Source organism: Streptomyces sp. NPDC045470 (assembly GCF_040646595.1).
Classification (GTDB): domain Bacteria; phylum Actinomycetota; class Actinomycetes; order Streptomycetales; family Streptomycetaceae; genus Streptomyces.
In genome coordinates, this window is the sequence record NZ_JBEZAN010000009.1 from 286,901 (window position 1) to 312,316 (window position 25,416).

A 25,416-nucleotide genomic window follows, 5' to 3' on the forward strand; every position below is an offset into this window, starting at 1 on the left:
ATGGCACGCACACCGGCAGCCGCCGAACCGCTGATCACCGTGCTCGGCGCCTCGGGCTTCGTGGGATCGGCCGTCCTGCGCGCACTGGCGCAGCGCCCGGTCCGCCTGCGGGCGGTGGCGCGCAGGCCGAGCGCGATTCCCCCGGGCCCGGCCGGGACCACCGCCGTCACCGCCGACCTCACCGACCGGGCTGCGCTCGCCGAGGCCGTCGCGGGCTCGGACGCGGTGGTGCACCTGCTCCTGGCGGACGGCGGATGGCGGGCGGCCGAGACCGAGCCGGAGGCCGAGCGCGTGAACGTGGGCGTGATGCGGGACCTCCTGGACGTCCTGCGGCCGGCCGCGGGCGTCGGGACGCCCCCGCTGGTGGTGTACGCGGGCGCCGCCTCGCAGGTCGGCGTGCCGCCGCGGGAACCGCTCGACGGCAGTGAACCCGACCATCCCGAAACCGCCTACGACCGGCAGAAACTGACGGCGGAGCACCTCCTGCTCAAGGCCACGGCCGAGGGCCGGGCGCGCGGCATCAGCCTGCGTCTGCCCACGGTGTTCGGTGAGGGAGCGGCGCCCGGTACCGGCGACCGCGGTGTCGTGTCCGCCATGGTGCGGCGGGCGCTCACGGGCCTGCCGCTCACCATGTGGCACGACGGCACGGTGCGGCGCGACCTGGTCCACGTCAGCGATGTCGCGGCGGCGTTCGCGGCGGCCCTCGACCATCCGGACGCCCTGGTGGGCGGCCACTGGCTGATCGGCGCCGGCCGGGGCGACGCGCTCGGCGACGTCTTCCGGCTCATCGCCCGGACCGTGTCCGACCACACGGGGCGGCAGCCGGTCGCCGTGGAGTCCGTCGAACCGCCGGCCCACGCCCCCGTGACGGACTTCCGCAGCGTGACCATCGACTCCTCCCCGTTCCGGGCGGCCACCGGATGGTGCCCCCGGACCTCGCTTCCCGAGGGGCTGCGGCGCACCGTCACCGCTCTGGCCGGGCAGGAGAGCGAGGCCCGGTGACGACACGCACCTCTGATGGACGACACCCACCGCAGGCGTGCGGCCGCAGCACGGCCGTCCGCCGCAGTCCTGGAAAGGCTGGCACATGACCACGCGTGTTTGGGATTACCTGGCGGAGTACGAGGACGAGCGTCCGGACATCCTCGACGCCGTAGCGACGGTCTTCGGCTCGGGGCAGCTCGTGCTGGGCGCGAGCGTGCGCGGCTTCGAGGCGGAATTCGCCGCCTATCACGGGGCGGCCCACTGCGTCGGTGTCGACAACGGGACGAACGCGATCAAGCTCGGGCTGCAGGCGCTGGGCGTCGGCCCGGGCGACGAGGTGATCACGGTGTCGAACACCGCGGCACCGACCGTGGTCGCCATCGACGGCACGGGCGCCACCCCCGTCTTCGTCGACGTGCGCGAGGACGACTTCCTCATGGACACCGGCCAGGTGGCAGCGGCCATCACCGAACGCACGCGGTGCCTCCTGCCGGTACACCTGTACGGACAGTGCGTGGACATGGCCCCCTTGAAGGAGCTGGCCGCCCGGCACGGGCTGGCCATCCTGGAGGACTGCGCCCAGGCCCACGGCGCCCGGCAGGGCGGCACGCCGGCCGGCACGACCGGTGACGCGGCCGCCTTCTCCTTCTACCCGACCAAGGTCCTCGGCGCGTACGGCGACGGCGGCGCGACCCTCACCTCGGACGCGACCGTGGCGGAACGGCTGCGGCGGCTGCGGTACTACGGCATGGAGGACCGCTACTACACCCTGGAGACGCCCGCCCACAACAGCCGCCTGGACGAGGTGCAGGCCGAGATCCTGCGGCGCAAACTCAAGCGGCTCGACACCTACATCGCCGGCCGCCGGGCCGTCGCGCAGCGCTACGCCGATGCTCTCGCCGACACCGGTCTCGTGCTCCCGCACACCGTCCCCGGAAACGAGCACGTGTACTACGTGTACGTGGTGCGCCACCCCCGGCGTGACGACATCATCGAGCGCCTCAAGGCGTACGACATCCACCTCAACATCAGCTATCCGTGGCCGGTGCACACCATGACCGGGTTCGCGCACCTCGGGTACGCCCCGGGGTCCCTGCCCGTCACCGAGGCGCTGGCCGGCGAGATCTTCTCGCTGCCGATGTACCCCTCGCTGCCGCGCGACCTCCAGGACAAGGTCATCCACGCCGTGCGCGAGGTGCTGGCGACGCTGTGAGACCCGCCGACCGCCAGTCCGCCGAGCCGTTCACCCAGCCACGGGAGCAGACATGAAAGCACGCGAACTCACCGTCGAGGGAGCACTGGAGTTCACCCCCCGCGTCTTTCCCGACGAACGGGGCCTGTTCTTCTCGCCGTTCCAGGAGGCGGCGTTCGCCGAGGCGCACGGCGGTCCGCTCTTCCGCGTCGCGCAGACCAACCACAGCGTCTCCCGGCGCGGCGTGGTGCGCGGCATCCACTACACCGTGACACCGCCCGGCACCGCGAAGTACGTCTACTGCGCGCGCGGCGCGGCCCTGGACATCGTGGTCGACATCCGGGTCGGCTCGCCCACGTACGGCCGGTGGGACTCGGTGCTGATGGACCAGCAGGACCACCGGACCACCTATTTCCCGGTGGGGGTGGGCCACGCGTTCGTGGCGCTGGAGGACGACACCGTCATGTCGTACATGCTCTCCGGGAGCTACGTACCGGAGAACGAACTCGCCCTGTCCGTCCTGGACCCGGCGCTCGGGCTGCCCGTCCCCCAGGACACCGAGCCGATCCTGTCCGAACGGGACGGCGCGGCGATCACGCTCGCCGAGGCCCGGGAACAGGGCCTCCTGCCGGACTACGGCCGGTGCCAGGAGATCGAGAAAGGCTGGTCACCGGAGGCCGCGGACGCCTGACGGCCCGGCCCGACCGGCGCCCCCGAGAGACCCATATCCCCCGGCCTGCCCGGGCGCGCATGGGCTGAACGGTGTTCCGCCCACCCGGCCGGACCGAACCGGCGGCGCGCACCCACGTGAACGAGCGGGTTTTCGTCCGCACCGCTGCTCCGCGGCCCGCGCGGCCCGATGCTCAGGGCTACGGCGGCCGGGCCGGGCCCGCCGCCACCCCGCACCGACCGCGAGGGGTCCACCTCCCACCGGCCCACCGCACACCCTGCCCGTACCAGTCCCCCGCACCCGTCGAACCGAAAGGCCGTTGCCATGACCGACCCCGCCCAGACGCTGCCCGTACCGGGAGCCGTCGGCAAGCTCTACGACCGGCTGACGCTGAACGCCATGAACGACGGCACCTTCAACACCAACGTCCACATCGGCTACTGGGACACGCCGGACTCCGAGGCCTCGATCGAGGCGGCGATGGACCGGCTCACCGACGTGTTCATCGAACGGCTGAAGGTGGACGGCTCGTCCCACGTCCTCGACCTGGGCTGCGGCGTGGGAGGCCCCGGCCTGCGGGTCGTGGCGCACACCGGCGCGCGGGTCACCGGCATCAGCATCAGCGAGGAGCAGATCAAGGCCGCCAACCGGCTGGCGGCCGAGGCCGGGGCCGCCGACCGGGCCGTGTTCCGGCACGCCGACGCGATGAAGCTGGACTTCCCCGACGGGACGTTCGACGCGGTGATGGCCCTGGAGTCGCTCTGCCACATGCCGGACCGGCAGCAGGTGCTCACCGAGGTGTGCCGGGTCCTGCGACCCGGCGGCCGGCTCGTCCTGACCGACGTGTTCGAACGCTTCCCGCGCAAGGAGGTGCGGCACCCGGGCATCGACAAGTTCTGCAGCGGCCTGATGTCGACCACGGCGGACATCGACGACTACGTCGCACTGCTCCACCGTTCCGGCCTGCGGCTGCGCGAGATCCTCGACGTCACCGAGCAGACCACGCTGCGCCTCGCCGAAGAGATCGCGAAGCTGTCGGCCGTGGAGGACCGCCCCGCAGCCCTCGACGAGAGCAACTTCTTCACCGACGACGCCTTCCGGCCGTCCGACCTGGCGGGCGTCGACGACTTCGGCTGTCTGCTGGCCACCGCGGAACGCCCGTAGCCGATGACCGTCCCGGGAGGATGCCCCGCGCGCCCTCCCGGTTCCACCGACGGCCGGACCGGCCCACGAAGAAAGGCAAGGACGACATGACGCATTCCGGTGAGCGGACCGACGTGCTGATCGTGGGCGGCGGCCCGGTCGGGATGGCGCTGGCCCTGGACCTGAGGTACCGCGGGATCGACTGCGTGCTCGCGGACGCCGGTGACGGAGAGGTCCGGCACCCCAAGGTCAGCACGATCGGTCCGCGTTCGATGGAGCTGTTCCGCCGCTGGGGCGTCGCGGACGCCGTCCGCGGCGCCGGGTGGCCGGCCGATCACCCCCTGGACATCGCCTGGGTCACCCGGGTCGGCGGTCACGAGATCTACCGGTACCGTCGGGGCACCGCCGGGAACCGCCCGGCCTTCGCGCACACCCCCGAGCCCGACCAGATCTGCCCGGCGCACTGGCTCAACCCGGTGCTGACGCGGGCCGTGGGCGTCCACCCGGACGGTCCGCTGCGGCTCCGTACCACCGTCGACCGCGTGCTGCGCACCGACGACCACGTCGACGCCACCCTCACCGACCACGCCACCGGCACGACCGGCACCGTACGGGCGCGGTTCCTGGTCGCCTGCGACGGCGCCGCCTCCCCCGTCCGGCAGTCCTGCGGCATCGACGCGCCGGCCCGCCACCGTACACAGATCTTCCGCAACATCCTCTTCCGCGCGCCCGGGCTGAAGGAGCGGCTCGGCGACCGCGCCGCGCTCGTCCACTTCCTCATGCTCTCGTCCACGCTGCGCTTTCCCCTGCGCTCGCTGAACGGCAACGACCTGTACAACCTGGTCGTGGGCGTGGACGACGGCGCCGCCGGCCGGGTCGACGCGCTGTCGCTGATCGGCGACGCCCTCGCCGTCGACACCCCGGTGGAGCTGCTGAGCGACGGTGAGTGGCACCTCACCCACCGCGTCGCCGACCGGTACCGCGCCGGACGCGTCTTCCTCGCCGGCGACGCCGCGCACACCCTCTCGCCCTCCGGCGGCTTCGGGCTCAACACCGGCATCGGCGACGCCGCCGACCTGGGCTGGAAACTCGCCGCCGCGCTGAACGGCTGGGCCGGGCAGCAGTTGCTCGACACGTACGAGACCGAGCGCAGGCCGATCGCCGTGCAGAGCCTGGAGGAGGCCAACCTCAACCTGGAGCGCACCCTGCGCAGGCGGCTGCCGCCCGAGGTCCACCTGGACGGGCCCGAGGGTGAGCGGGCCCGTGCAGAGATGGCGCAGCGGCTGGCGAGCAGCGGCGTGGAGCGGGAGTTCGACGCCCCCGAGATCCACTTCGGGCTGCGTTACCGCTCCCCCGTCATCATCGAGGACCCCGACGTACCGGTGCGTCAGGGCAAGCCGGACGCCGGCTGGCGCCCGGGCAGCGAGCCGGGCTACCGCGCCGCGCACGCGTGGTGGGACGCGGACACTTCCACCCTCGACCTGTTCGGGCGCGGATTCGTCCTGCTGTGCTTCGCCGAGCACCCCGGGGTGGAGGGGGCCGAGCGCGCGTTCGCCGAGCGAGGCGTGCCGCTGACCGTACGGACCGCGGGCGACGGGGAGATCGCCAAGCTCTACGAACGGCCCTTCGTGCTGGTCCGCCCGGACGGCTGTGTGGCATGGCGCGGTGACGAGCTGCCCCCAAACCCGGAATCCCTCGTCGATACGGTACGAGGCGCCGGGGCCGCGCACGGACACCGGTGAACGGGCACGACGGCCGAGCAGGAAACGCGGCGGACCACGCCGGAGCGAACAGCCTGCCGTCTTCCGGCCGCCGCAAAGGGAGCCGCTGCGGCGATGACCGGTTACTGGCCCCGCACTCGGCGCATCGCGGCTGGCCCGTTCGGTTCAAGGGCCGGGATCGGCCCGAGTCAGGGCGAGAGATGGCCTCGTACGGGTATGCGCCCGGCCTCTCCGGGCTCGGATTGGCGCGTGAAACGACCACGAGACACTGCGGGCTGCATACGCTTCGGGAGGGACGAGCAACGGATGTCCTCACAAGTGTGACTGAGCGTTTCAGTTGGCCCCTGAGTGTTGTACTTGGCCCGGCTGAGCGTGATGGTTGGCCCAGGCCGTTTCCTCGTTACTCCACAGCGCGGCCGATGAGTCTGCTGCTCCCGGTCGGTCAAGTTCGCGGCACCCCACGTAAGGACACCGCCATGTCGGAGCTTCTTGTCGACTTCATCACCTCCCTCGACGGCCATGCATCGGGAAAGGGGTGGCCCGGCTTCTGGGGCCTGGAGGGCCCGGAGTACCTCGCATGGCTCGGCGAGCAGCCCGAGGCCACCTACCTGATGGGAGCGAACACCTACCGCCAGATGTCGGGCTTCGCCGCGGGCGAGGTCCCGCACGGCCAAGACGAGTTCAGGCCCGAAGAAGAGGCGTCCGTCGACGAGCTCACGCAAGCGCCCAAGGTGGTGTTCTCCTCCTCCCTCAAGGAGCCACTGACGTGGGCCAACTCCACGCTCGTCCGCGACGATGCCGTCGAGGCGGTCCGCGCCATGAAGTCGAGTGGCTCGGGGCTCCTCATCACGATCGGCAGCCTCAGCCTGTGCCGGTCCCTGCTACGAGCCGGACTCGTCGACCGCTTCCGGGTCGTGATGTTCCCGGTGATCACCGGGGCCACGGGCGAAGAACGCATCTACGACGGCTACCCGGACGTTGCCCTCGAGATGACCGAGCACCGCACCTTCGACGGCCGCATCCAACTGGTCGAGTACAAGCCCCGCGTGCTCGAGCACCCGCCGCTCGGCGCCCCTGCGTGACGTCGCCCCGTCCGCCGGTCCGGACGACACCAGGCCGGCGCCGACGCGCGCGGAGCAAGACCTCAGTAGGGGGCGAACGGCCAACGTCAGGGCGCCCGGCCCACCTGGACCGTCGCAGGTGAGCCCACGTACGCCCTCCCAGGCCTCAGTCCCCGCAAAGATCCGTCTTCCGGATATGGATGCGCCGCCGGACGCTTCCTGGGCAGAGCCTCGCGAGCTGAGAATGATCCGGTTGACGTGCCCCTCTACGACGCCCGAGTTCCAGGGCAGGGTGAGACCGGCGATGACAGCGTCGCGGTCGATGCCGGCGGCAGCGGTGCGAGCCGGGGGCAGGCCGTCAGCAGGGCGGAGATGACCAGCCACAGGGGGATGAGCATCAAGAGGACGGAGAGCACGCCGAAGAAGGTCAGCACGATGCCGCGTACGGTGAGTCCCTTGTCGCGCAGGCCCCGGACGCGCGTCGGAGCCAGCGGGTCGTAGGTCACGTCCACCGGTCCACTGCCGCCCTTGTGTGCGTGGCCGGCGGTCTGGGTGACGACCAGGCGCTGGCCCTCCAGCGTTTGGAACTCATACACGGGGTGCCACTCTCCCGAGTCCTCCCCGATGCGGCGCCACTTGTAGTCCCGGATCCGGCCGGCAACGGTGATGCCGCGCCGTCGCAGGATCAAGGCGTCGCGCACCACTTCGGTCCAGCCGAAGTACAGCATCAGCCAGCCCGCGGGACCGTAGGCCATGGTGAAGCCCACCAGGCCGCCGACCCCGGCTTTAGCGCCCTCCTCCACGGCTACGGCGGCGAACGCGAGGTACGGCACGACACCCAGGCCGATCTTCGTGCCCGCCGACAGACGCGGCAGACGCCAACGGCGGCGGCCGGCGTCCTCTCTCACCACGCGGCTCGGACTCTGCCCCGAGGCCGGCGGACGCGCCAGAGCGGTCCGCACCTGCCGCACGAAGGCATCGGCGGCGGTGGCGTTGCGGGTGATCAGCGTGAAAGCGCCGTCCTGGACGGCTTCATCGCCGGACAGCTCCAGAAGGACGCGTCCTCCCGCGTACGCGACGCGGTCGATCGCAGCCAGCGGCACCGTCCACGTGGTGCGGCCGCGCACCACCCGCACCGCATACGCCTCCAGCCGGAAGACGACGCCTCGCCCCCGCAGCACCACTTCCGGTATCGACCCCATGCCCAAGATCATAAATGTCGGCAGACAAGGGGTGTACCTCTCTGTGCAGGGCAAACACGCCCAACACGGTGTGCAGCCGGCATCACGCCCGCGCCCGAACCTGGCGGCGGCGTGCTGCTCGCAGCGCCACTGCGGCCCCGGCTTTCACCGACGCTCCGCGCCTGCCCTCACCCGCCGGAAGGGCCGAGCCACCAGTTCTCCGCGCCCTGTTGGTAGGTCGCCGTTGATGCCCCAGGGCTGTTTCGATCAGGTGCTTTGGACGCGGAGGGTGCCTTGGGCGGTGATGGCGGCCGGACCGGCCAAGGCCAGGGTGCCGTCGGCCGCGACAGGCCCCGGACGCGGCGGCGAAAAAGGCATGCCGCCCTCTGGCCGCGATCTTGACCGGAGCTCTGCACCCGCGCCCGGATCGAACACCCTGAACTCCGTGCTCAGCAGCCGCGCGACCTGCAATTTCATGACGCGCGTCGCTCAGTGTCCGGAAACCGCGCTGAGCGTTCGGCATCACATGCTGGCCATTCGCACCCGGATCGGTTACTGAAGCGTGCCCAGTCTGTCACTCTCGTACCGCACGGATGGCCCTACAAGAAGGGATCTGCGATGCAGTCGATCACCCGGTTAGCGTCCCGAGCCACCGTCTTGGCAACCACCTTCGGAGCCGCCGTCGCCCTCGCCAGCGGGCCGGCCGCAGCCTCGCCCGGCCTCAAGGGCTGGTCGCCTCAGTGCGACTGGGGAAAGGCCTGCATCCGCCTCGCATCGGACGCAGGGCGATGGTGGAACATGAACAACTGCGGCTACAACCCCATCAACGACCGCTACTCCTGGGGCAAGGCCCACGGCAACTCCTTCACCGTCACCTACGTCAACGGCACGTGGGACCGGGTCGAGGCATGGACCGAACGACCGCTGGACGGCAACAACACCGTCATCAAGGTGGACGTGCACTGCTGAAGCCGAAAAGCGAGCAGGACGAAACTCACCACGGCGGCGGGGCCCGCGTTCTCGCCCCGGCACCAGGGTCACCGCCCTGACCCTTCCCGGGCCGCTGCCGGCGGCGGCCCGGCACAGCCGCTTCCTTCCAACCCGGCGGCGACCTGAGCTGCTCGTCAGGTGCCGACGCAGTTTCCGTGCATACCCAGTTGGCAGCGTAGGTGCCCCGCCGCCTGGGACGCCGCGGCCTGCTTTCCCTCCCCGCGGCCGCGCGCCGGAGCTGGTGGCCGTTCGGCCGCCGGCGCTGAACCTCACGCTGTCGCCAAAGCTCTCCGCCCGCCCGAGATCACCCAGAGGTGCTGTGCCGGTCCAGCCAGAAGGTGATGCTGTAGGGGGACGGATTCGCTCACCGCGACCGTTCCCCGAACGGGAACCGCTGCGGCTGCTGCGGCTGCTGTGGCTCGAGGGAAAGAAGGCGGTTACCGTACTCTGCCCGCGTGGACGGTAGGAAAGAGTTGAAGAGTCTTCCCGACTGGCGGGTGCTCGTCGTCGGGGGCGCGTCGGGGATGGGGAAGACCGGTGTCGGGCGGGCATTGGCACGACGGTACGACGCCCCCGTCGTGGAGGTCGACGACATCGTGGAGGCCCTCCTTGCGGTGACACTGCCCGAGCACCTGCCCGAGGTCCACTTCTGGCGCACCCACCCGCAGGCCGCCCTACAGGCGCCCGAGTCGGTGGCCGAGCGGCAGATCGCGATCGCCGAGGCACTGGCACCGGCGATCGAGGCGGTGGTGGCCAACCATGTGGGCACCGACACCCCGGTGATCCTGGAAGGAGACTACGTCCTGCCCAGACCGGCGACGCCCAAAGGTCCGGTCCGGTCCGTCTTCCTCCACGAGGACGACGAGGAGCAGGTGACGGCCAACTACCTGCGCCGGGAGCCGGAGGCCGGACCACAGCGCCATCGCGCACGCGTCAGCGTGCTGTACGGCCGGTGGCTCGCCGCACAGGCACGGGCGGCCGACGTGCCGGTCCTCGCTCCACGCCCGTGGGAGGACCTGGCCAGCCGTGTCGCCGAGACGGTGGAGGATGCCTGAAACCGTGGCGTCAACACGAACCACCACCCCCCAGAGCCCTCCGAATAGCCCGGGCCCTGGGCCGCCCAGTCAAGCTGGCCCTGCCGCCCCTTGCGTGCGGGCCAGCGCGGATCAGCGGAGACGTCCCGAGCGAAATCCCCGATGGCGTGGTACTGATCGGTACGGGTCTTCGACCACGCGGTGAAACTCTTCGGCTTGGGCATGTCCGCATACTTCCGCCGCCGCGTCGGAACAAACCCAATGAGGTGCGGCGCATCCTTTGGCGCTCGCTCCGCTCGCGTGTTGGCCGTCGCCGGGGCTTCCGGCGCGGTCCGGGGCACGGGTGCGGCACCCGGGGGCAGGATTCGCACCGTGCGCACCGCGCCGGTGCCGGTCGTGCTGTTCGCCGTGGCGATGATCCGCGCGGTGATCAGGCGCAGCTCAGTAGCCGGGGCCCGGGCGCAGGTCCAGTTGCTCGGTTCCCGGGTGGAACGCGACGGCTGTGACGTGGTGGGGCAGTTACGGGGCGGCGATGTCCGGCCAGCGGTCCAGGACGCTGCCGTCGGCGGCCGGGAGCTCCCAGGCCCGGTCGGCCATCAGCCCGGCCGGTACGGCGGCGAGCCTGTAGGGTTCCCGCCCGTCGCGCTTCTTCGGGCGGCCGGCGGCGAGCTTGTGCAGCCCCGCATGCTCGTCGATGTCGGTCCGTGGCCTGTGTGTCTCCTGTGGCCAAGGGGGCGGCGCCGAGGTCGCCACGGGCGACGATGCGGGCGCGCTGTCGTTCGGTTGTCTCGCCGAGGCCGGCCTCTCGGCCGCGTGTTGTCCAGCAACAACGCATACCTGTCGGCACCAGCACGTAGTAGCGTCGTCAGCTCATTGCGCCCCCGTCTCCAACGAACCCTTCAGGCGGAAATGTCGGAACCCTCGGAAGTCAGCAAAATTCCGCACCCCACCGGATGAAACCGCTGGTCGCGCCCTGTGGTCCCCGCGACGCAGGGGTGGCCCCTGCACGCCATGGCCGCGTCCGACGTCCGGCAGGGTGGTCCCGGGAACCAGGTGCCCGCCCGGCCTTTTCAACCGCCCCGCGGAAAACACTCCACGAAGTACACGGCGTGCTGGCTGGGCATCTCCACCCGGGCCCAGGATTCGTCCGTGAAGCCGATTTCGTAGGTGTCCGCGTCGATGTCCGTACGGTGCCGGATCCACGCCACCTGGGAGGCGGGCGTGCTCCAGCCCGCCTCGACCGCGCCGAGTTCGCCGCGGCGGCGGCCGCGCTGCACATAGGTGACGTGCAGGTGGCGATCGGTGAGCTGGAGTACGGGCAGCGCGTCGGTGGTCGGTACGCGGGGCCACAGGGCGGTGGCCAGTTGGCCCGCCAGGCTTCCCCAGCCGCCCTTCAAAGGCTTGCCCTTCTTGCGTCGGGCGCCGAAGAGATCGGGGATCGGCTGGATGATGGCGTCGACCAGCCAGAAGACTCGTTTGGCGCCCTCCCAGCGGTCACCCGGCAGGCGGCGGCCCGCAAGGACGCGGGGGCGATTCCACCGGCGCGGCTTGGGCAGCCGGTGCCCGGGGAAGGCCACTTCGTTCTGTACGAGCCGCTCGTCGCCCGGCAGCGCTTCGCCGGCCCGCTCCCTGGCTTCCTTGTACGGGACCCGGCCCAGCGCGACACGCAGACTCATCCGAACACCTCGCGCACGGGCTTGGCCGCCCGCGGAGCCGCCTCGGCCAGCCGCTCGTCGAAGCTCTTGGGGTCGGGGCGGTCGGCGTACTGCTTCTGCTGCTCCGTGGGCGATGGCGGCTTGCCCGCGTCCTGGTGCTCCACGTCCCACCGGTGGCCGCCGACGTCGACCCACTTGAGTCCGGTCGCGTCATGGAGCGCGGCCTCCCCCTTGTCGGCCCACTGGCCGACCTTCTCGCCGACGTCCACACCGGTGTGGTGCTCGATGACGCTGTCGGCGAGCGGCGCCGCGTCGATGACGGCCCCGGCGGCCTTGGCTCCCGCGGCCCGCTTGACGACCTGCTTGACCCCCCTGTTGATCTTCTTGCGGGCGTTCTTGTTGCGCCACAGCGCCTTGGCCTTGATCCGTGCCCTCCGCAGCTTCTGGAGGGCACGCATCCGGTCGGCGAGGTCCTTGAGCTTGTCCGCCAGCTTGGCGGTGATCCGTACGGCCTTCAAAGCCCGGTGCGTGGCCCCCGCGGCCCCGATCAGCGGGCCGATGGCCGCGCCGACGCCGGCGGTGAGGATCGCGACGATCGCCGCCGTCGCGGCAGCCACCAGCAGTGCCTCGACGATCTCGGTGATCAGCTCGATCATCGTTTCCTCGGCCTCGGTGCAGGCCTCTGCCGCCATCTCCAGGAGTTCGGCGACCGTGATCATGTCCTCGGCCTCGCCCTTCAGGGCCTGCTCGAACTCGGTCATGGTCGTGCCGAAGGCGGTGGACGCCTCCCCCGTCCAGGACGCCTGCAGCGTCCGGCGCTCGGCCTGGAGGTCGTCCACGACGCCCTGCATCTCGGAGGCGGCGGTCCGCCACTCGCGGGCGGTGGCGATCAGCTTCTCGTCGTCGCCGCTGACCTTCTCCAGGTACTCGTCGAGTCCGAGACTCTTGACGGCGCCGCGGATCGTGGAGTCGAGCGCGCCCGCCAGCGGGTTGCTCCAGTCGACGTCGAACCCGATACGTTCCAGTGCCTGGCTCACGCCTGACCACCGCCCATGAGCCGGACCTGGTCGTCCTCGTTGGTGTCGTAGCCGTCGGCCGCCAGCCGTATGCCGTCGGCGATGGCCCCCAGGGACTCCTTGACGTCATGGAGATCGCTGACGGCTTCCTCGGACTGCTTGTCGTAGTCCGCCTTGAGGCTCTCGGACTCGGAGAGCATCCCGAACACCCCGCTGGACAGTTCCAGACCGCGGGCCCGGTTACGGATCTTCTCGACCCGACCCGCCGCCTCGTCCACCGCGTTGGCATACCGGCGCAGAGCTGCGCTCTCGACGTCGTAGCCGTTACCCATTCGGCCCTCCTGTTACCCCGTTGTCCGCATAGGGACGCATTGTGATCACTTGGCTCCCCATATGCGAATTACTGCCATCTCCATTCCAAGTCTTTGCGGAAATGGGATGGTTGATCGCGCGAGATCACTGTAGCCATAGTCGACGAGCGACGTCGCACGGGTGTGCCTGCACCGGGCATGTCGACTCCGAGTACGCCGATACGGGTTGCCGACTCCCGGGGCGCGACCCTCGCGCCCATCAACCGGCAGACCGTGCGGTCTGGAACCACCGGATCGACTCGGCGCAGAACAGAACCCGTGCCGAAGAACCTTTTCGGGTCGGGGACGGTCGGCGTGAGGTGATGGCCAGGCCGGTCTCGTTCAGGCAGCCGTCGACGAGGCTGGGGCGTCGCTGGATATGAGCGAGTCCGCGGCGGAGGGTGCGTTCGAGGTGTTCGGGGCGTTCGGGGTCGGTGAAGGCGCGGCGGAGGGCATCGGGGAGCCTCCAGCACCCGCGCCGCGTCGGCGGCGATATCGGCCGGCGTCTCGGTTCCGGAGGGCATCTTGTAGCCAGGAGCACTCGCCGTGCCGGTCATGGCGGTCATCCATCCTTCGTCCTCCACCCAGTCCTCGTCGGCTCCGCCGGGCCTGCCGTTGGGGAACCAGCCGAGGTGGAACCGGCCATCACGGGAGGTGATGTGGACACCGGCACGGTCGTCCACGACGTGCGTGAACTCGGCGTGTGCGAACTGGTCCTGCACCCGCATCGGCTGGCCGGGGACCGAGCCTCCAGGGGCGGAGCCGAAGGCTCGGCGGTCGTGGCGAGTCCAGGTTGCAGGCCATCCACTTCCACGGTGTCACCACTCTGACCAGGGGTTTCGAGGAAGGTCGGCTACGTTGACATGCCCCTGCGGCTTTCCACCGGTCCTTTGGCGATCTTTCCTGTCTGCTCCCGGCGAACTGTCCGTCACCATCGAACCGGGGCGTGCCGCATCCGGCATGCCCAGAACCACGAAACGAACGAGGGCCGACGGCAAGCCGTCGGCCCTCTGGTCAGCGCTCCCCAGCGCAGCACGCCCTGGAGATCATCAGCCGCCGAGAGTCCCCATGCACGTCATGCACCGGCTCGTCGCCCGCAGCCGCGCGTTCCCCCCAGAGGCGATGACTGGGCTGCTTTCGCTGATACGGCTCCACTCTCCGGGGGGCGGGTCGAGGATCCAACCCCACTTCGGAGGCTGCACCTCGTCTTCTGTCATGTGATCGCAGGCGCCTGGAACGTGCGCCTTACCATTCTGTTTGATCAAGATGGCGTTGCCGGGGAACCGCCGCCACTCCTGTCGAACACGCCTGTCCTCCGAGTGCGCCTGGGGCACGCTGCCATCAGGAGGACAGGCACAACCCATGCCGATGATGTTGTCGCATCGCTCGCAGCGCACCTCTTTCATGTGAACAAGTGTCCCACCTGAGAGCGCCCCTGCTCGACCGGATTGGTTGGCAAAGCGGCTGGCTTCGCTGACAACAGACGACTGTGGCAGCAGAGTTCCCGACTCGTCTCGGGCCGCCCGCTCCGCGAGGCCGAAACACCCGGCAGGGGGTCACCCACCCACTCAGTACGGGCCCGGCGCCGGACGTCTTCCATGCACTGATGAGCAGCCTCCGAGAACTTCGGGGCCACTGCGCGCTGGCGGTCATGACGCCGTTCGGTACGACGGACGTGAATGTGACCTCGCGGGACATGCGACGGACGGTTGCCGCCAACTCGGTCGTCGCGTCCGTCTTCGACACCGTCATGGTCGCCTGCCTGATCACCGCCCCGGACAGCGGCTGACCGCGGCCCGTCGGCGTGTCATGCGCGGTGTTCGCCGGTCTGTAGCCGCCACAGCGAGGCATAGAGTCCGTCGTGGGCGACCAGCTCGTCATGGGTGCCCTCTTCCGCCAGCACGCCGTCCTTGTCGAGTACGTAGATCTGATCCGCGTGGCGGATGGTGGACAGCCGGTGCGCGATGATCAGCACGGTCCGGTCTTCGCTGAATTCCTGGAGATTGCGTTGGACGGCCGCCTCGGTCTCGTTGTCGACGGCGGAGGTCGCCTCGTCGAGAATGACGATCCGCGGATCCTTGAGGAAGGTGCGGGCCAGCGCGATGCGTTGCTTCTGTCCGCCGGAGAGCGCGGCTCCCCGCTCGCCGATCACCGCGTCGTAGCGCGCGGGCAGTTCTGCGACGAAGCTGTCCGCCTCGGCCAGTCCCGCCGCCCGGGTCACGTCGGTGGGGTGAACCCCGGTACGCCCGTAACCGATGTTCTCGCCGATCGACCCGTCGAAGAGGAAGACGTCCTGGGCGACGAATCCGATGACGCTGCGCAGGTCGTGCAGATGCAGCTCACGCGTGTCCTGGCCGTCGAGCAGGACACGGCCGGCCTGCGGGTCCTCGAAGCGCATGAGGAGTTTGGCGATGGTGGTCTTTCCGGCTCCCGTGGCGCCGACGATGCCGGTGGTCCGGCCGGCCGCGATGCGCAGTGACAGGTCGCGCAGGACCGGCGCACGTCCCGGATAGGCGAAGGTGACCCGGTCGAGGAGCACTTCGCCTTTCAGCTGACGCAGGTCCAGCCGCCGGCCCTCGCGATCCGTCTCGACGGGCAGGTTCCGCAGGTGCTCGACGCGGTCGAGGGCGCTCAGGGCCCGGTGGTAGTGCTCGACGGTGCTGCCCAGCCGGGTCAGTTTCCAGATGGCCAGCTGCGGAAGGCCGATGAGCGGGCTGACCGCCTCGGCCGACAGCGCACCGGCGAGAACCTCACGTCCACCCAGCAACAGGGTCCCCACCATCGAGGTGGCCGTGCACAGGTACACGGCCTGGGCGTGCCGCAGGGATCTCCGTGTCGCGTAGTGGCTGGTACGGCGGTACCGATCGCTCAGTTCCTTGACCCGGTCGGCCTCGAACTCCTCGGTACAGAAGCTCTTGACCGTGGCGCTCGCCTCCAGGTTGTTGATGACCTGGCAGGTGAGCCGGGCCCGGCTCTCCGTGACCGCCACGTAGTCGGCGGCGGAGCGCTTGCGGTGCCGGAAGGACAGCCAGATGACGAACGGGACCGGCAGGAAGGCGATCCAGGCGATCTGCGGGGCGAGCAGCAAATAGGCGGGCACCATGACCAGGAAGCAGATCACCAGTTGCAGGAATTCGTGCGGAGCCGACGTGACGAAGTCGCCGATTCCGTGGAGGTCGTCGGTGAGGACACCCGCCACGCGGGTCGTTCGCTCACCTTCCAGGTGCCGCATCTCCATGTGCTGAACGTGCGGGTACAACACGGCCCGCCAGTCATGCTGCACGTCCTGGCCGAGCTGGTGCCACGTGACCTCCGTGCCGTACGACAGGCCCGTGGTGGCGACGCGGAACAGGACGGCCACCGCGGCAAGAACCCACAGCTGCGCGGTGGCACCGGGCAGCCCGAGGCGGGACAGCGTGGCGCTCTCCCCCAGAGCGAGCATCAAGAGGAACCAGCCGATGAAGAGGACCTGCAGCGTCTCGCCGAGCTGGCTGAGCACGGACAGCAGTGCGGCGCGGAAGAATCGGGGCTGGTGGCGTCCGACGATGCGCAGCACAGGGTGCCGGCTGGGGACGGCCGAGGCGGTGTCCGGCGAGGGGCGCCGAGGTGGTTCACCGGTCCGGTCGGGCCGGCGCCGGGCGCCGCCGAAGACGGTCGCCGTGGTCGTGGCGACCGCGCCGAACCGCACCAGAGCCCTACGCAGCAACCCGATTCCGCCGGAGCCGACGGCCACGGTCGCACCGGCAAACCTCGACGCCGCGACGCCGCAGAGCAGCCCCGCGATCCGGGGGTGGCGCCGAAGGACGGCGGTGCCCCAGCACTCGCGTCCGGCCAGGACCAGCCGCAATCGCCATTCTTCTTTGCACTTCCGCGTTTTCATTGCTTCGGGTACAGAGGACGGCATCACACCATCACCGGAAGGAAGGCAGAACGGGCAACATGTTTTCATCCCTCTCTCGGCGGTGGGCCGACGAGACGAGCCGCGCTGCTTCAGTCCCTCCCCCGACAGCCGCCGCACGAAAGAGCGCAGGGGGGGCACGGGGAGAGGAGCCGGAAAGGGCGGGTGATTCGGGTGGCGGCGTCTCGGATGCGAGTGGAGGCGTCTCGGAGACGCGGCAAGTGACCAAGTCATCACCGACGCCCCGCCTCGCGGGCATTTCGGACGGTCAGTGTCCAGCCTGTCACGAATGACTGATGCCAGACTATCCAGAATCACAGGGGTTGGCCATGAATACGAGGACCAGTCACTCGCAGGGATGAACACTCATTCTGACACCCGCCGACAGTGATCTCGCGTACGGACGCGGCACCCCGACGGCCTGTCACGTCGCCAGGTGTGCGACAAGGCGCCCCTCGGAAGCATGCGCGTCAACGAATACGAGGGCAGTACACGATCAGGCATTACCGTCCGGGTCCGCCCGGTATCCGCGCCTTGCCTTCAGGAGGCTGGATGTTCCCGCGCCGACACAACAGCTCCCGCACGCCCAACAGCTCCCGCACGCCCTTCACCTCCGCGACCCAAGAATGAGCGAAAGGAAGACCATGGCACTGAGCACACTCGACGAGCAGACCGCCCTGGTACTCGTCGACCTCCAGAACGGTATGGTCGCCGCCCCCGTCACCCCCCTGCCCGGGCACCAGGTGGTCGCCCGCGCCGTCGAATTGAGTGAAGCCTTCCGTGCCCACCGGGCACCGGTCGTGCTGGTACGCGTGACGACCGCCGCCGACGGCGGTGACGCCGTACCGGGCCGGAAGGAGGTGTCCTACGTCTCCGGGGACTGGCCGCGAGGCTGGGACGTCATCGTGGACGAACTGACGGGCCACCCTGGCGACATCGTGGTGACCAAGCGCAATTGGGGTGCCTTTTACGGCACCGACCTCGACCTGCAATTGCGGCGGCGTGGTGTGACACAGATCGTCCTGGCCGGAATCGCCACCAGCATGGGGGTGGAGTCCACCGCGCGATCCGCGCACGAGCACGGATACCACATCACCGTGGCCATCGATGCCGTGTCGGACCTGGACGCCGACGCGCACCGTAACAGCATCGAGCGCATCTTCCCGCACCTCGGAGAAACCGGAACCACCCGAGCAATCATCGAGATGCTGGCCAAGAACCATTCCTGAGCACGCTGCCGGCGGTGATGGGTGGTTTTCCCGATGTACGGAACGCCCGCCACCCCGGCGGTGGATCAGGCCAGTTGCGCGAGGCCCTCCGTGGCGACGCGCTCAAAAAGCTTCTCGTCGGCGTCGAACCAGGATTCCGCGGTGGGCCAGTGCAGGACGATCTCCGTGAAGCCCATTTCCGCATGCACGCCCGCCAGATCGACGAAAGCGTCGAAGGACGCCAGCGGGCGGTCGGCGGTCAAGCCCGTGAGGAGGATCTTGTCGATGCCGGCGGCATCGCGACCGACCCGCTCACAAGCAGCGTGCAGGGCGTCACGCTGTCGCCGGAGGGCACGGCGCGCCACAGCGGGACTGCCGGTCGTCCCGAACAGTTCCGGTGCCCCGGCGGTGACCCATGCCTGCCCGTACCGCGCCGCCACCCTCATCCCACGAGCCCCGAGGGCAGCGACGGCGAAGGGCGGCCGCGGCCGTTGAACGCACCCGGGGAGCATGCTCGTCTCCCGTGCCGTGAAGCACCGGCCCTCGTACGACGACACGGCCTCCGCGTCTCCTCCGGCGCTCAATGCCTGGTCCAGCAGGGCCACGAACTCGGCGAAACGATCGGCCCGCTCCCGTACGGAGCAGGCTGGGCGGCCGAGCACGACGGCGTCGTGTCCCGTCCAGCCCGCGCCGACCCCCAGGGTGACGCGTCCGCCGGAGATGTCGTCCAGGGTCATGACTTCCCGGGCCAGGGGCAGTGGGTGCCGGAAGTTGGGTGACGTGACAAGGGTGCCGAGCCGCAGCCGCTCGGTGACGCAGGCCGCGCCCGTGAGGGTGGGTACGGCCCCGAGCCACGGTCGGTCCCGCAGCGGCTCCCAGAGCAGGTGGTCGTAGGTGTAGCCGGTGTGGAAGCCGAGCTCCTCGGCACGCCGCCAGAGCCCGCGCAGTTCGTGCCAGCGGCGGGTGGGAAGGATGACGCAGCTCAGGCGGAGGCTCATGGACCGGCCTTTCCTCGGACGGGAGCGGGAGGACGGGCGCCGGGCAGACGGGGAAGCACGGAGGTCACCAGGCGATGGGCAGCCGATGCGCCCCGTAGACCGCCATCTCCTCGCGGAAGCGCAGGTCCTCGGCCGGACCGGCGAGACGCAGACGGGGCAGGCGGTGCAGCAGCGTACGCAGCACCACGTCCAGTTCGACACGGGCCAAGTACCGGCCGAGACAGGCATGGGTGCCGTACCCGAAGGCGATGTGGGCACGTGCGTCGCGGTCGGTGTCCAGCGTGTCGGCAGCGGGGAAGACGGTCTCGTCCCTGTTGGCCGTGTTGAGCATGCAGAGCACACCTTCGCCCGCCGCGATGAGCTCTTCGCCGACGACGACGTCGACCGTCGCCGTCCGGGGGACGCCGCCGTGCAGAACTGTCAGGTAGCGCAGGAGCTCTTCGACAGCTTGCGGGACGGCCGAAGGATCGGCTCGCAGCCGCCCCAACTGCTCGGGGTGGAGCAGCAGGGCGAGGACGGACAGGGTGATCATGTGCGTGCTCGGTTCATGGCCGGTGACCAGCAACAGCCGCCCCATACTGGCGATCTCGGCGGGCGACAGGTCGCCTGCCGCCACCAGTCGGCCCAGGATGCCGCCGTCACCGGCCGCTCTCTTCCCCTCGACCAGGGCGGTGAGGTGCGCCAGCAGCTTCTCTTCCGTCTCGCGGACGGTTTCGGGGGTGGAGCGGGTGTCGAAAAGGGTGCCGCTGTGCTCCGTGATGAGGACATGGTCGTCGTGGGGGACGCCGAGCAGCCGGCAGATGACACGGAGGGAGAGCGGCAGGGCAAGAGCGGTCACCAGGTCGGCGGGCTGCGCCTGCTGGGTCATGCGGTCGAGCAGGGTGTCGGTGAGCTCCTGGATCCAGGGGCGCATCGACTCGGCCCGCCGGTAGGTGAAGTCGGCGGTGACCATGCGGCGCAGCCGGGCATGGCGCGGATCGTCCGTCCACAGAAAGCTGGGGTCGGCCAGGGCGGCTCGGCTCCGGCTGAGGAACGGGAAGCCGGGACGTGTCCGGTCGGCGCTGAACCGCCGGTCCCGCAGGACCTCGCGGACCTCCTTGTGTCCGGTGACGAGCCAGCAGGAGGTGCCGTCCCACAGCCGTACCCGGGTGACGGGAGCGGAACGCAGAGCGTGGACGTAGCGGGGTGGTGGGTCGAAGGGGCAGGCGCCACGGGGAGCGGGCACGGGGAAGGCGGTTGAGGACTGCTCGCCGGTCACGTCGAGGGGCCTCCCTCCAGGTAGCGGTGTGGATTCGTCGGCGTACGGGGGGCGTACGCGCACGGTCGGTGCCTCGCGGACGGGCGGGTTCGGACGGGACCCGGGCCGCGCCCGCCGGGCCGGGCGCCGAACCCCGGTGTACGTGATCGGGGCGAGGCCGCCACGGTCAGGGGCGCAACCGGGAGCGCTGCACCTTTCCCGTGTGGGTGACGGGCAGGGAATCGCGCACAAAGTACCGGCGGGGTACCTTGAACGGGGCCAGACGACGTTCGACGGCCGAGCGGATCTCGGCCAGCAGGAGCCCGGTGTCCGGGCCGTCGATCACCAGGTGGGCGTGCAGCTCCGTGCCGCCGTCGTCGGCCGTGCCGCCCACGACGGCCGCCTGCCGCACCGCGGGATGGCGCAGAAGGGCCACCTCGGTCTCCGTGGGGTTGACGTTCATGCCCTCGATGATGACGAGGTCGTCCTGGCGGCCGTGGTGCCAGAGAATGCCGTCGGGCCCGAGGGAGCAGAGGTCGCCCGTCAGGGTCCACCCGTCTTCCAGGGCAGCGGCCTGACGTGCGGGGTCGTCGAGATAGCGGACGCCGGTGGGGCCGGTCACGGCGAGCCGGCCCGGTTCGCCCGGGGGCACGGCCTGTCCGTCGGGCCCGATGACGCGGAGCCGGTAACCGGGCACGGCGTGGCCGACAGCTCCGGGCCGGTGGCGGCCGCCGGCGCGGGTGGCGGCGAAGGCGCTGAACAGTTCGGTGCTGCCGAAGATGTTGGTGAGGCGGAGGCCGGTGCGGGCGAACCACTCCTCCTCGGTGCCGCGGGGCAGTGGCTCGCCCCCGACGAGGTAGCGGCGGGGGGTGTGGGCCGCGGAGCGGGGTGCTGACCGGAGGGCCCATCGGTAGTACCCGGGGCTGGCCATCACCACAGTGGCGCGGTGGCGTCCGGCGGCGGCGAAGAACTCTTCGGGGCGGCCGGCGGGCTGCATGAGGGCGGCGGCGCCCGTGGCGAGCACCCCTTGCAGGGCGACACTCAGGGCAGCGACGAAGGACAGGGAGGCGGTGGTGGCGACGAGGTCGCCGGTGGCGAGTCCGGTGACGTACGCGCCCATGGCGGTGGCCACCGACACGATGTCGCGGTGGAAGTGGACGACCGCCTTGGGCCGGCCGGTCGTTCCGGACGTGAAGATGATCAGGGCGACATCGTCGGCCGCGGTGTCGGCGACGTGCGCGGCCGGGGGTCGGCGGGCACAGCGCGCGGGGAGGTCCGCCTCCCCGTGTGCAGGGGCGGAGCCGTCGGGGTAAGCGCTGGCGGCGAGGTGGGGCGCGACCGCGGTGAGGGCGTCGAGATGTTCTACAGGGCCGAGTGCGTGCGTGACACCGGCGGCCTCCACCACGTCGGCCAGCTCGTCGCCCGACATCTGTTCATGACCACTCACCACGACTCCACCGGCCAGCAGCGTGCCCAGCCAGCAGGCGGCGTACCAGGGCGCGTTGGGGCCGCGCAGCAGCACCCGGCCGCCGGTCGGCAGGCCGAGGTCGTCGGAGAGCACGGAGGCGATCTGGTGACTGCGGCGGTGGAGTTCCGCGTACGTCCACGTCTCGTGGTCGGTGACGAGGCAACGCCGGTGCCCGAGGCCGCTGTCGACGGCGTGGGCCAGCAGCGAGGCGGCGGCGTTGACGCGCGCCCGCACGGGACCGGGGCCCGGCGGGCGGAGCAGCGTGGGCCACGGACGCAGCCGGTTCATGGCATCACGGGTGAAGGGGTCCTCGTGGCCACTGGGATGCCGGCCGAAGACTTGTTCCTGGCGGGCGATCACTTCGGGTGTCCCCAGAACGGCGGGGTGACACCTACACAGGCGTGCGTGAAACGCTCCGTGATCAGAAAAGCCGGGCTTCCTGACATGACGATCCGATAGGTGCGCTGACACAAATTCCGGCACGGAAAGTCCTCTGGAAGATCGCACCACCGCCAGGAAAGAAGCTCACGGAAGGTTTCCGTACGGAAATCCCGGAGGACGGCGCCGATGGGATCCATCGTGTCCGTGAGCCGTCTCCGGACGGGCGACGGCAATCGGTGCGGCACCCAGAAGGAGTGGGCCTTGATGTAGAGAGTCTTCGTATGTCGGCCCACCAGATCGACGCATCTGCTCAGCAGCGCATCATCGGGATCCACGTCGAGTTCCCGGGCCACGGACCGCTCTGCCGGTTCCGGGACCTGGTGACAGTGCGCCACGGTGATCGGCTCTCCCACCATCGCCTCGACCAGCGGCCCCAAGGTGCCGTCGGTCGTCATCAAGAGTCTGGCCGATTGCGGAAGGGTGGCTGTACCTTCGAGAGTACCGGCGGGGGAAACCGTCATCACCTCAATCTCCTTGCCCTGCGCGACACATGTGCACCGGCAAAGGCTTCGTACCCCCTCCGGGCGGGTATCCAATCTCATGGGTTCGCGCCTCGCGCAGAGAAACCATTCGAAAGAGTGAAAATGACGTCGCACGCCGAGAACCAGCCTTTTCCCTTTGCAGACCGCGGACATGAACTGGCCCCCGAATACGCCGAGTTGCGCCGGACGTGCCCCGTCGCGCCGGTGGCGACACCGACCGGGGAGCCGGCGTGGCTGGTGACACGGCATGCCGATGCCTGCGCGGTCCTCGCCGACAGCCGGTTCGACGTGGGCATGGTCGTCGCCGACGGGGCGCCACGCCTTCAGGAAGTACCCATGACGCCCTCGGTGGTCATGGACCGGTTCCGGGGCTGGGGAGTGCGCCGGGAGGTCATGGACCTGCTGGGGCCGCGGCAGGCCAAACGGCTGCGCTCCCGGGTGCGGGCGTGCGTGACGGACCTGCTCGACGCCATGGAGCGGCGCGGCTGCCCCGGCGATCTCTGCCAGGACCTGGCGAGGCCGCTGCCCTTCACCGTGATCTCGGAGTTGATCGGGTTTCCCTACGCCGACCACGCCGAACTGGAGGAGAAGACGCGCGTGCTGGTCAGCGTCGGCGGGAAAACGGAGCGGGAGATGCGGGAGGCATGGACATGGCTGCGCGGGTACTTCGCGCGGCTGCTGGCGTCGGCCGACAGGCCGCCCTCCCAGGACCTGCTGACCCTGCTGTCGGAGGTACGTGACCGCTCCCCCTCGGTCTCGGAACGCGAACTGGTCGACGCCGCCATCATGGTGCTGATCGCCGGCCACAAGGCGTGCGTCAGTTCCATCGCCAACATGGCCCTCACCGTCATGCTTCACCCCGAGGAGACCGAACGGCTCCGCGAACGGCCCGACCTGGTGCCGGCCGCCCTCGACGAACTGTGGCGCTACACCCCGCTGGGCACCGCGGGCCTGCCGAGGGTCACCGCGCAGGAGGTGTCGGTCGGCGGGACGCGGATCGGCCCCGGGCAGTGCGTCCTGGTCTCGACGGCCGCGGGCAACCGGGACCCTGAAGCCTTCCCGGACCCCGAGCGGCTGGACCTGAACCGCGACGCGACCGGCCACCTGGCCTTCGGGCACGGCCCGCACTACTGCCCGGGCACCGCACTCGGCCGGATGCAGGTGGAGGTGGCGCTGGAGGGCCTGCTGTCCCGCTTCCCGGGGATCGAAACGGCCGTACCGCCTCAGGATCTCGTCTGGCATCAGCACCTCCTCCCACGCACCCTCACGGCGCTCCCTGTCCGGTGGTGACCGTCCCGGCCCGGCGAGCAGGGCGCAGCGGGAGCGCGTGCCGCTCCGGGCGCCCCACGTCCTTGCGAGGCCGCTCCGTCCAGAAAGGGCATTGCCGTGTGTCCGTACGAAGAGGTCCCCCGCTTTCCGTTCAGCTACCGCGGCGACCGCATCGCGCCGGAACTGGCCGGTCGGGCCGAGCACCGCCCGGTGTCCCGGGTCCGCGCCAACTCCGGGGATCTCGCCTGGCTCGTGACCGGCCATCGCGAGGTGCGGCAGGTGCTGGAGGACGACGACCGGTTCAGTCTCGCGCGGACAGCGGACCCGACGGCACCTCAGCAGGACCCGGTTCCGCCGCCCGCCTCGTTCTCCTGTTTCGACCGGCTGATGCGCAAGGCCGGGATGCGGGAGGTGCTGCTGCGCGGGCTGGGCGCAGGGCAGCAACATGTCACACCGGCCCAGGTCGAGCGAGCGACCCGCGACGCCCTGCGCACGATGACGCGCCAGGGCGGGGAAGGTGACCTGGTCGGTCAGGTCTGCCTGCCGGTGGCGGCGACCGTCACCTGTCTGCTGCTCGGCCTGCCTGCCGAGGACGCACCACGGCTGGAACCCTGCTTCGCCGTGCTGTGGTCGGGAACCGACCCGAGCCCACTGCCTCTGGAGGCGACACACCTCGACACCTATATGACGCAGCAACTGGCACGGCTGCGCCGGTCCCCGGAAGGTCTGCTCGGTGACCTGGTGGCCCGGCACGACCAGCGCCGTGTCCTGTCGGACGGTGAGCTGACCGAGATCTGCACCGTGCTGCTGCTGTCCGGGCTGGGCAACCCGGCGAGCCTCCTCGCCTTCTCCGCGTTCTCCTTGCTGCGGGAGCCGCGCCTGCTGGACACCCTGGGAGCGCGCCCCTGGCTGGTACCTCGGGCCGTGGAAGAGCTGCTGCGCGTCTCGGTGATGCTCGGGGACGGACTCGCCCGTATCGCCGTGGAGGACGTCGAGGTCGGTGGCGAGCACATCCGGGCCGGTGACCTGGTGCTCGTGTCCCCGGACGCGGCCAACGCCGACCCCGGCGTGTTCGCCGACCCCGGGCGGCTGGACCTCGGCCGGGACACCCGCCGTCACGTACGATTCGGCCGCGGCCGGCACCGGTGCCCCGGCGCAGCGGTCACCCGGATGCTGGCGCGGGCGTACCTGCGGGTTCTGGTCGAAGAGTTGCCGGGCATGCGGCTGACCGTTTCGCCCGAGAGCGTCGAGTGGCGTACGCAGACCGCGGTGACCCTGCCGGTCGCACTGCCCGTGACGTGGGCGCCCTCACCGGCCCGGCGTTAGGGCCTTTCCTTCGGATCATCTCGCCGACCAGATGAAGATGGCGGCGAGGTGGAGTCCGGCGAGGTAGATGGTGGCGGTCTTGTCGTATCGGG

General features: G+C 70.3%; 20 protein-coding genes and 3 pseudogenes. 12 read left to right on the forward strand and 11 right to left on the reverse strand.

Annotated features, from left to right (window positions below; all coding sequences use genetic code 11):
- From AB0A97_RS25135 to AB0A97_RS25160, 6 genes are all read left to right on the forward strand, one after another.
- The gene (locus AB0A97_RS25135) at positions 1 to 1,002 is read left to right on the forward strand and encodes an NAD-dependent epimerase/dehydratase family protein (protein WP_361153923.1); all 1,002 of its coding nucleotides are present in this window, start codon (positions 1 to 3) and stop codon (positions 1,000 to 1,002) included.
- An 85-nt stretch (positions 1,003 to 1,087) separates the two neighbouring features.
- Positions 1,088 to 2,197 carry a DegT/DnrJ/EryC1/StrS family aminotransferase gene (locus AB0A97_RS25140; protein ID WP_361153926.1) on the forward strand — a complete coding sequence of 370 codons (1,110 nt, stop codon included), beginning with the start codon at positions 1,088 to 1,090 and terminating at the stop codon, positions 2,195 to 2,197.
- 52 nt (positions 2,198 to 2,249) lie between these two features.
- Positions 2,250 to 2,867 carry a dTDP-4-dehydrorhamnose 3,5-epimerase gene (gene rfbC / locus AB0A97_RS25145; protein ID WP_361153929.1) on the forward strand — a complete coding sequence of 206 codons (618 nt, stop codon included), beginning with the start codon at positions 2,250 to 2,252 and terminating at the stop codon, positions 2,865 to 2,867.
- 303 nt (positions 2,868 to 3,170) lie between these two features.
- On the forward strand, positions 3,171 to 4,010 hold the full coding sequence (locus tag AB0A97_RS25150; protein ID WP_361153932.1) for a class I SAM-dependent methyltransferase: 840 nt from the start codon (positions 3,171 to 3,173) through the stop codon (positions 4,008 to 4,010).
- An 86-nt stretch (positions 4,011 to 4,096) separates the two neighbouring features.
- A complete protein-coding gene (locus AB0A97_RS25155; RefSeq protein WP_361153935.1) occupies positions 4,097 to 5,731 on the forward strand; it encodes an FAD-dependent monooxygenase in 1,635 nt (544 codons plus the stop codon).
- Positions 5,732 to 6,186: 455 nt separating this feature from the next.
- Positions 6,187 to 6,792 carry a dihydrofolate reductase family protein gene (locus tag AB0A97_RS25160; protein ID WP_361153938.1) on the forward strand — a complete coding sequence of 202 codons (606 nt, stop codon included), beginning with the start codon at positions 6,187 to 6,189 and terminating at the stop codon, positions 6,790 to 6,792.
- 383 nt (positions 6,793 to 7,175) lie between these two features.
- On the opposite strand, the pseudogene AB0A97_RS25165 reads toward AB0A97_RS25160, so the two are convergent.
- A pseudogene (locus AB0A97_RS25165) lies at positions 7,176 to 7,985 on the reverse strand (DUF3592 domain-containing protein); the annotation flags it as partial.
- A 624-nt stretch (positions 7,986 to 8,609) separates the two neighbouring features.
- Between AB0A97_RS25165 and AB0A97_RS25170 the strand changes: the two are divergent.
- Positions 8,610 to 8,921: a hypothetical protein gene (locus AB0A97_RS25170; protein WP_361153941.1), complete on the forward strand. Its 312-nt coding sequence runs from the start codon at positions 8,610 to 8,612 to the stop codon at positions 8,919 to 8,921.
- Positions 8,922 to 9,397: 476 nt separating this feature from the next.
- Positions 9,398 to 9,997, forward strand: a complete 600-nt coding sequence (locus tag AB0A97_RS25175; RefSeq protein WP_361153944.1) for a hypothetical protein — start codon at positions 9,398 to 9,400, stop codon at positions 9,995 to 9,997.
- Between the two features lie 498 nt (positions 9,998 to 10,495).
- Here the strand turns inward: AB0A97_RS25175 and AB0A97_RS25180 are convergent, their stop codons facing one another.
- The 5 genes and pseudogenes from AB0A97_RS25180 to AB0A97_RS25200 all read right to left on the reverse strand — a co-directional run.
- Complete coding sequence (locus AB0A97_RS25180; protein WP_361153947.1) at positions 10,496 to 10,729, reverse strand: hypothetical protein; 234 nt, start codon at positions 10,727 to 10,729, stop codon at positions 10,496 to 10,498.
- Between the two features lie 317 nt (positions 10,730 to 11,046).
- Entirely contained in the window at positions 11,047 to 11,652 is a 606-nt protein-coding gene (locus tag AB0A97_RS25185; protein ID WP_361153950.1) for a hypothetical protein, read from the reverse strand.
- Positions 11,649 to 12,668, reverse strand: coding sequence for a WXG100 family type VII secretion target (locus tag AB0A97_RS25190; protein ID WP_361153953.1), 1,020 nt, complete (start codon positions 12,666 to 12,668; stop codon positions 11,649 to 11,651). Before AB0A97_RS25190 ends, AB0A97_RS25185 begins: the two co-directional genes overlap by 4 nt.
- Positions 12,665 to 12,979: a hypothetical protein gene (locus AB0A97_RS25195; protein WP_361153955.1), complete on the reverse strand. Its 315-nt coding sequence runs from the start codon at positions 12,977 to 12,979 to the stop codon at positions 12,665 to 12,667. Before AB0A97_RS25195 ends, AB0A97_RS25190 begins: the two co-directional genes overlap by 4 nt.
- Before the next feature lie 238 nt (positions 12,980 to 13,217).
- Positions 13,218 to 13,418: pseudogene (locus AB0A97_RS25200) on the reverse strand (hypothetical protein); the annotation flags it as partial.
- 1,212 nt (positions 13,419 to 14,630) lie between these two features.
- Here AB0A97_RS25200 and AB0A97_RS25205 point away from each other — a divergent pair.
- Positions 14,631 to 14,786 (forward strand): annotated as a pseudogene (locus tag AB0A97_RS25205) (DUF1345 domain-containing protein); the annotation flags it as partial.
- 18 nt (positions 14,787 to 14,804) lie between these two features.
- Here the strand turns inward: AB0A97_RS25205 and AB0A97_RS25210 are convergent.
- Positions 14,805 to 16,844, reverse strand: a complete 2,040-nt coding sequence (locus AB0A97_RS25210; RefSeq protein ID WP_361153957.1) for an ABC transporter ATP-binding protein — start codon at positions 16,842 to 16,844, stop codon at positions 14,805 to 14,807.
- A gap of 695 nt (positions 16,845 to 17,539) precedes the next feature.
- On the opposite strand from AB0A97_RS25210, the gene AB0A97_RS25215 reads away from it, so the two are divergent.
- A complete protein-coding gene (locus tag AB0A97_RS25215; RefSeq protein WP_361153959.1) occupies positions 17,540 to 18,124 on the forward strand; it encodes an isochorismatase family protein in 585 nt (194 codons plus the stop codon).
- Between the two features lie 65 nt (positions 18,125 to 18,189).
- Here AB0A97_RS25215 and AB0A97_RS25220 read toward each other — a convergent pair whose 3' ends face one another.
- The 4 genes from AB0A97_RS25220 to AB0A97_RS25235 form a co-directional block, all read right to left on the reverse strand.
- Positions 18,190 to 19,101 (reverse strand): LLM class flavin-dependent oxidoreductase, encoded by a 912-nt coding sequence (locus AB0A97_RS25220; RefSeq protein ID WP_361153961.1) that lies wholly within the window; start codon positions 19,099 to 19,101, stop codon positions 18,190 to 18,192.
- A 64-nt stretch (positions 19,102 to 19,165) separates the two neighbouring features.
- On the reverse strand, positions 19,166 to 20,359 hold the full coding sequence (locus tag AB0A97_RS25225; protein ID WP_361153964.1) for a cytochrome P450: 1,194 nt from the start codon (positions 20,357 to 20,359) through the stop codon (positions 19,166 to 19,168).
- Between the two features lie 166 nt (positions 20,360 to 20,525).
- On the reverse strand, positions 20,526 to 22,166 hold the full coding sequence (locus tag AB0A97_RS25230; RefSeq protein ID WP_361153966.1) for an AMP-binding protein: 1,641 nt from the start codon (positions 22,164 to 22,166) through the stop codon (positions 20,526 to 20,528).
- Positions 22,163 to 22,708, reverse strand: coding sequence for a chorismate pyruvate-lyase family protein (locus tag AB0A97_RS25235; protein WP_361153969.1), 546 nt, complete (start codon positions 22,706 to 22,708; stop codon positions 22,163 to 22,165). The genes AB0A97_RS25230 and AB0A97_RS25235 overlap by 4 nt, the downstream gene beginning before the upstream one ends.
- A gap of 123 nt (positions 22,709 to 22,831) precedes the next feature.
- Between AB0A97_RS25235 and AB0A97_RS25240 the strand changes: the two genes are divergently transcribed.
- Both AB0A97_RS25240 and AB0A97_RS25245 read left to right on the forward strand, forming a co-directional pair.
- On the forward strand, positions 22,832 to 24,019 hold the full coding sequence (locus AB0A97_RS25240) for a cytochrome P450 (RefSeq protein WP_361153971.1): 1,188 nt from the start codon (positions 22,832 to 22,834) through the stop codon (positions 24,017 to 24,019).
- A 96-nt stretch (positions 24,020 to 24,115) separates the two neighbouring features.
- Positions 24,116 to 25,324, forward strand: a complete 1,209-nt coding sequence (locus tag AB0A97_RS25245; RefSeq protein WP_361153974.1) for a cytochrome P450 — start codon at positions 24,116 to 24,118, stop codon at positions 25,322 to 25,324.
- The last annotated feature ends 92 nt before the right edge of the window (positions 25,325 to 25,416 follow it).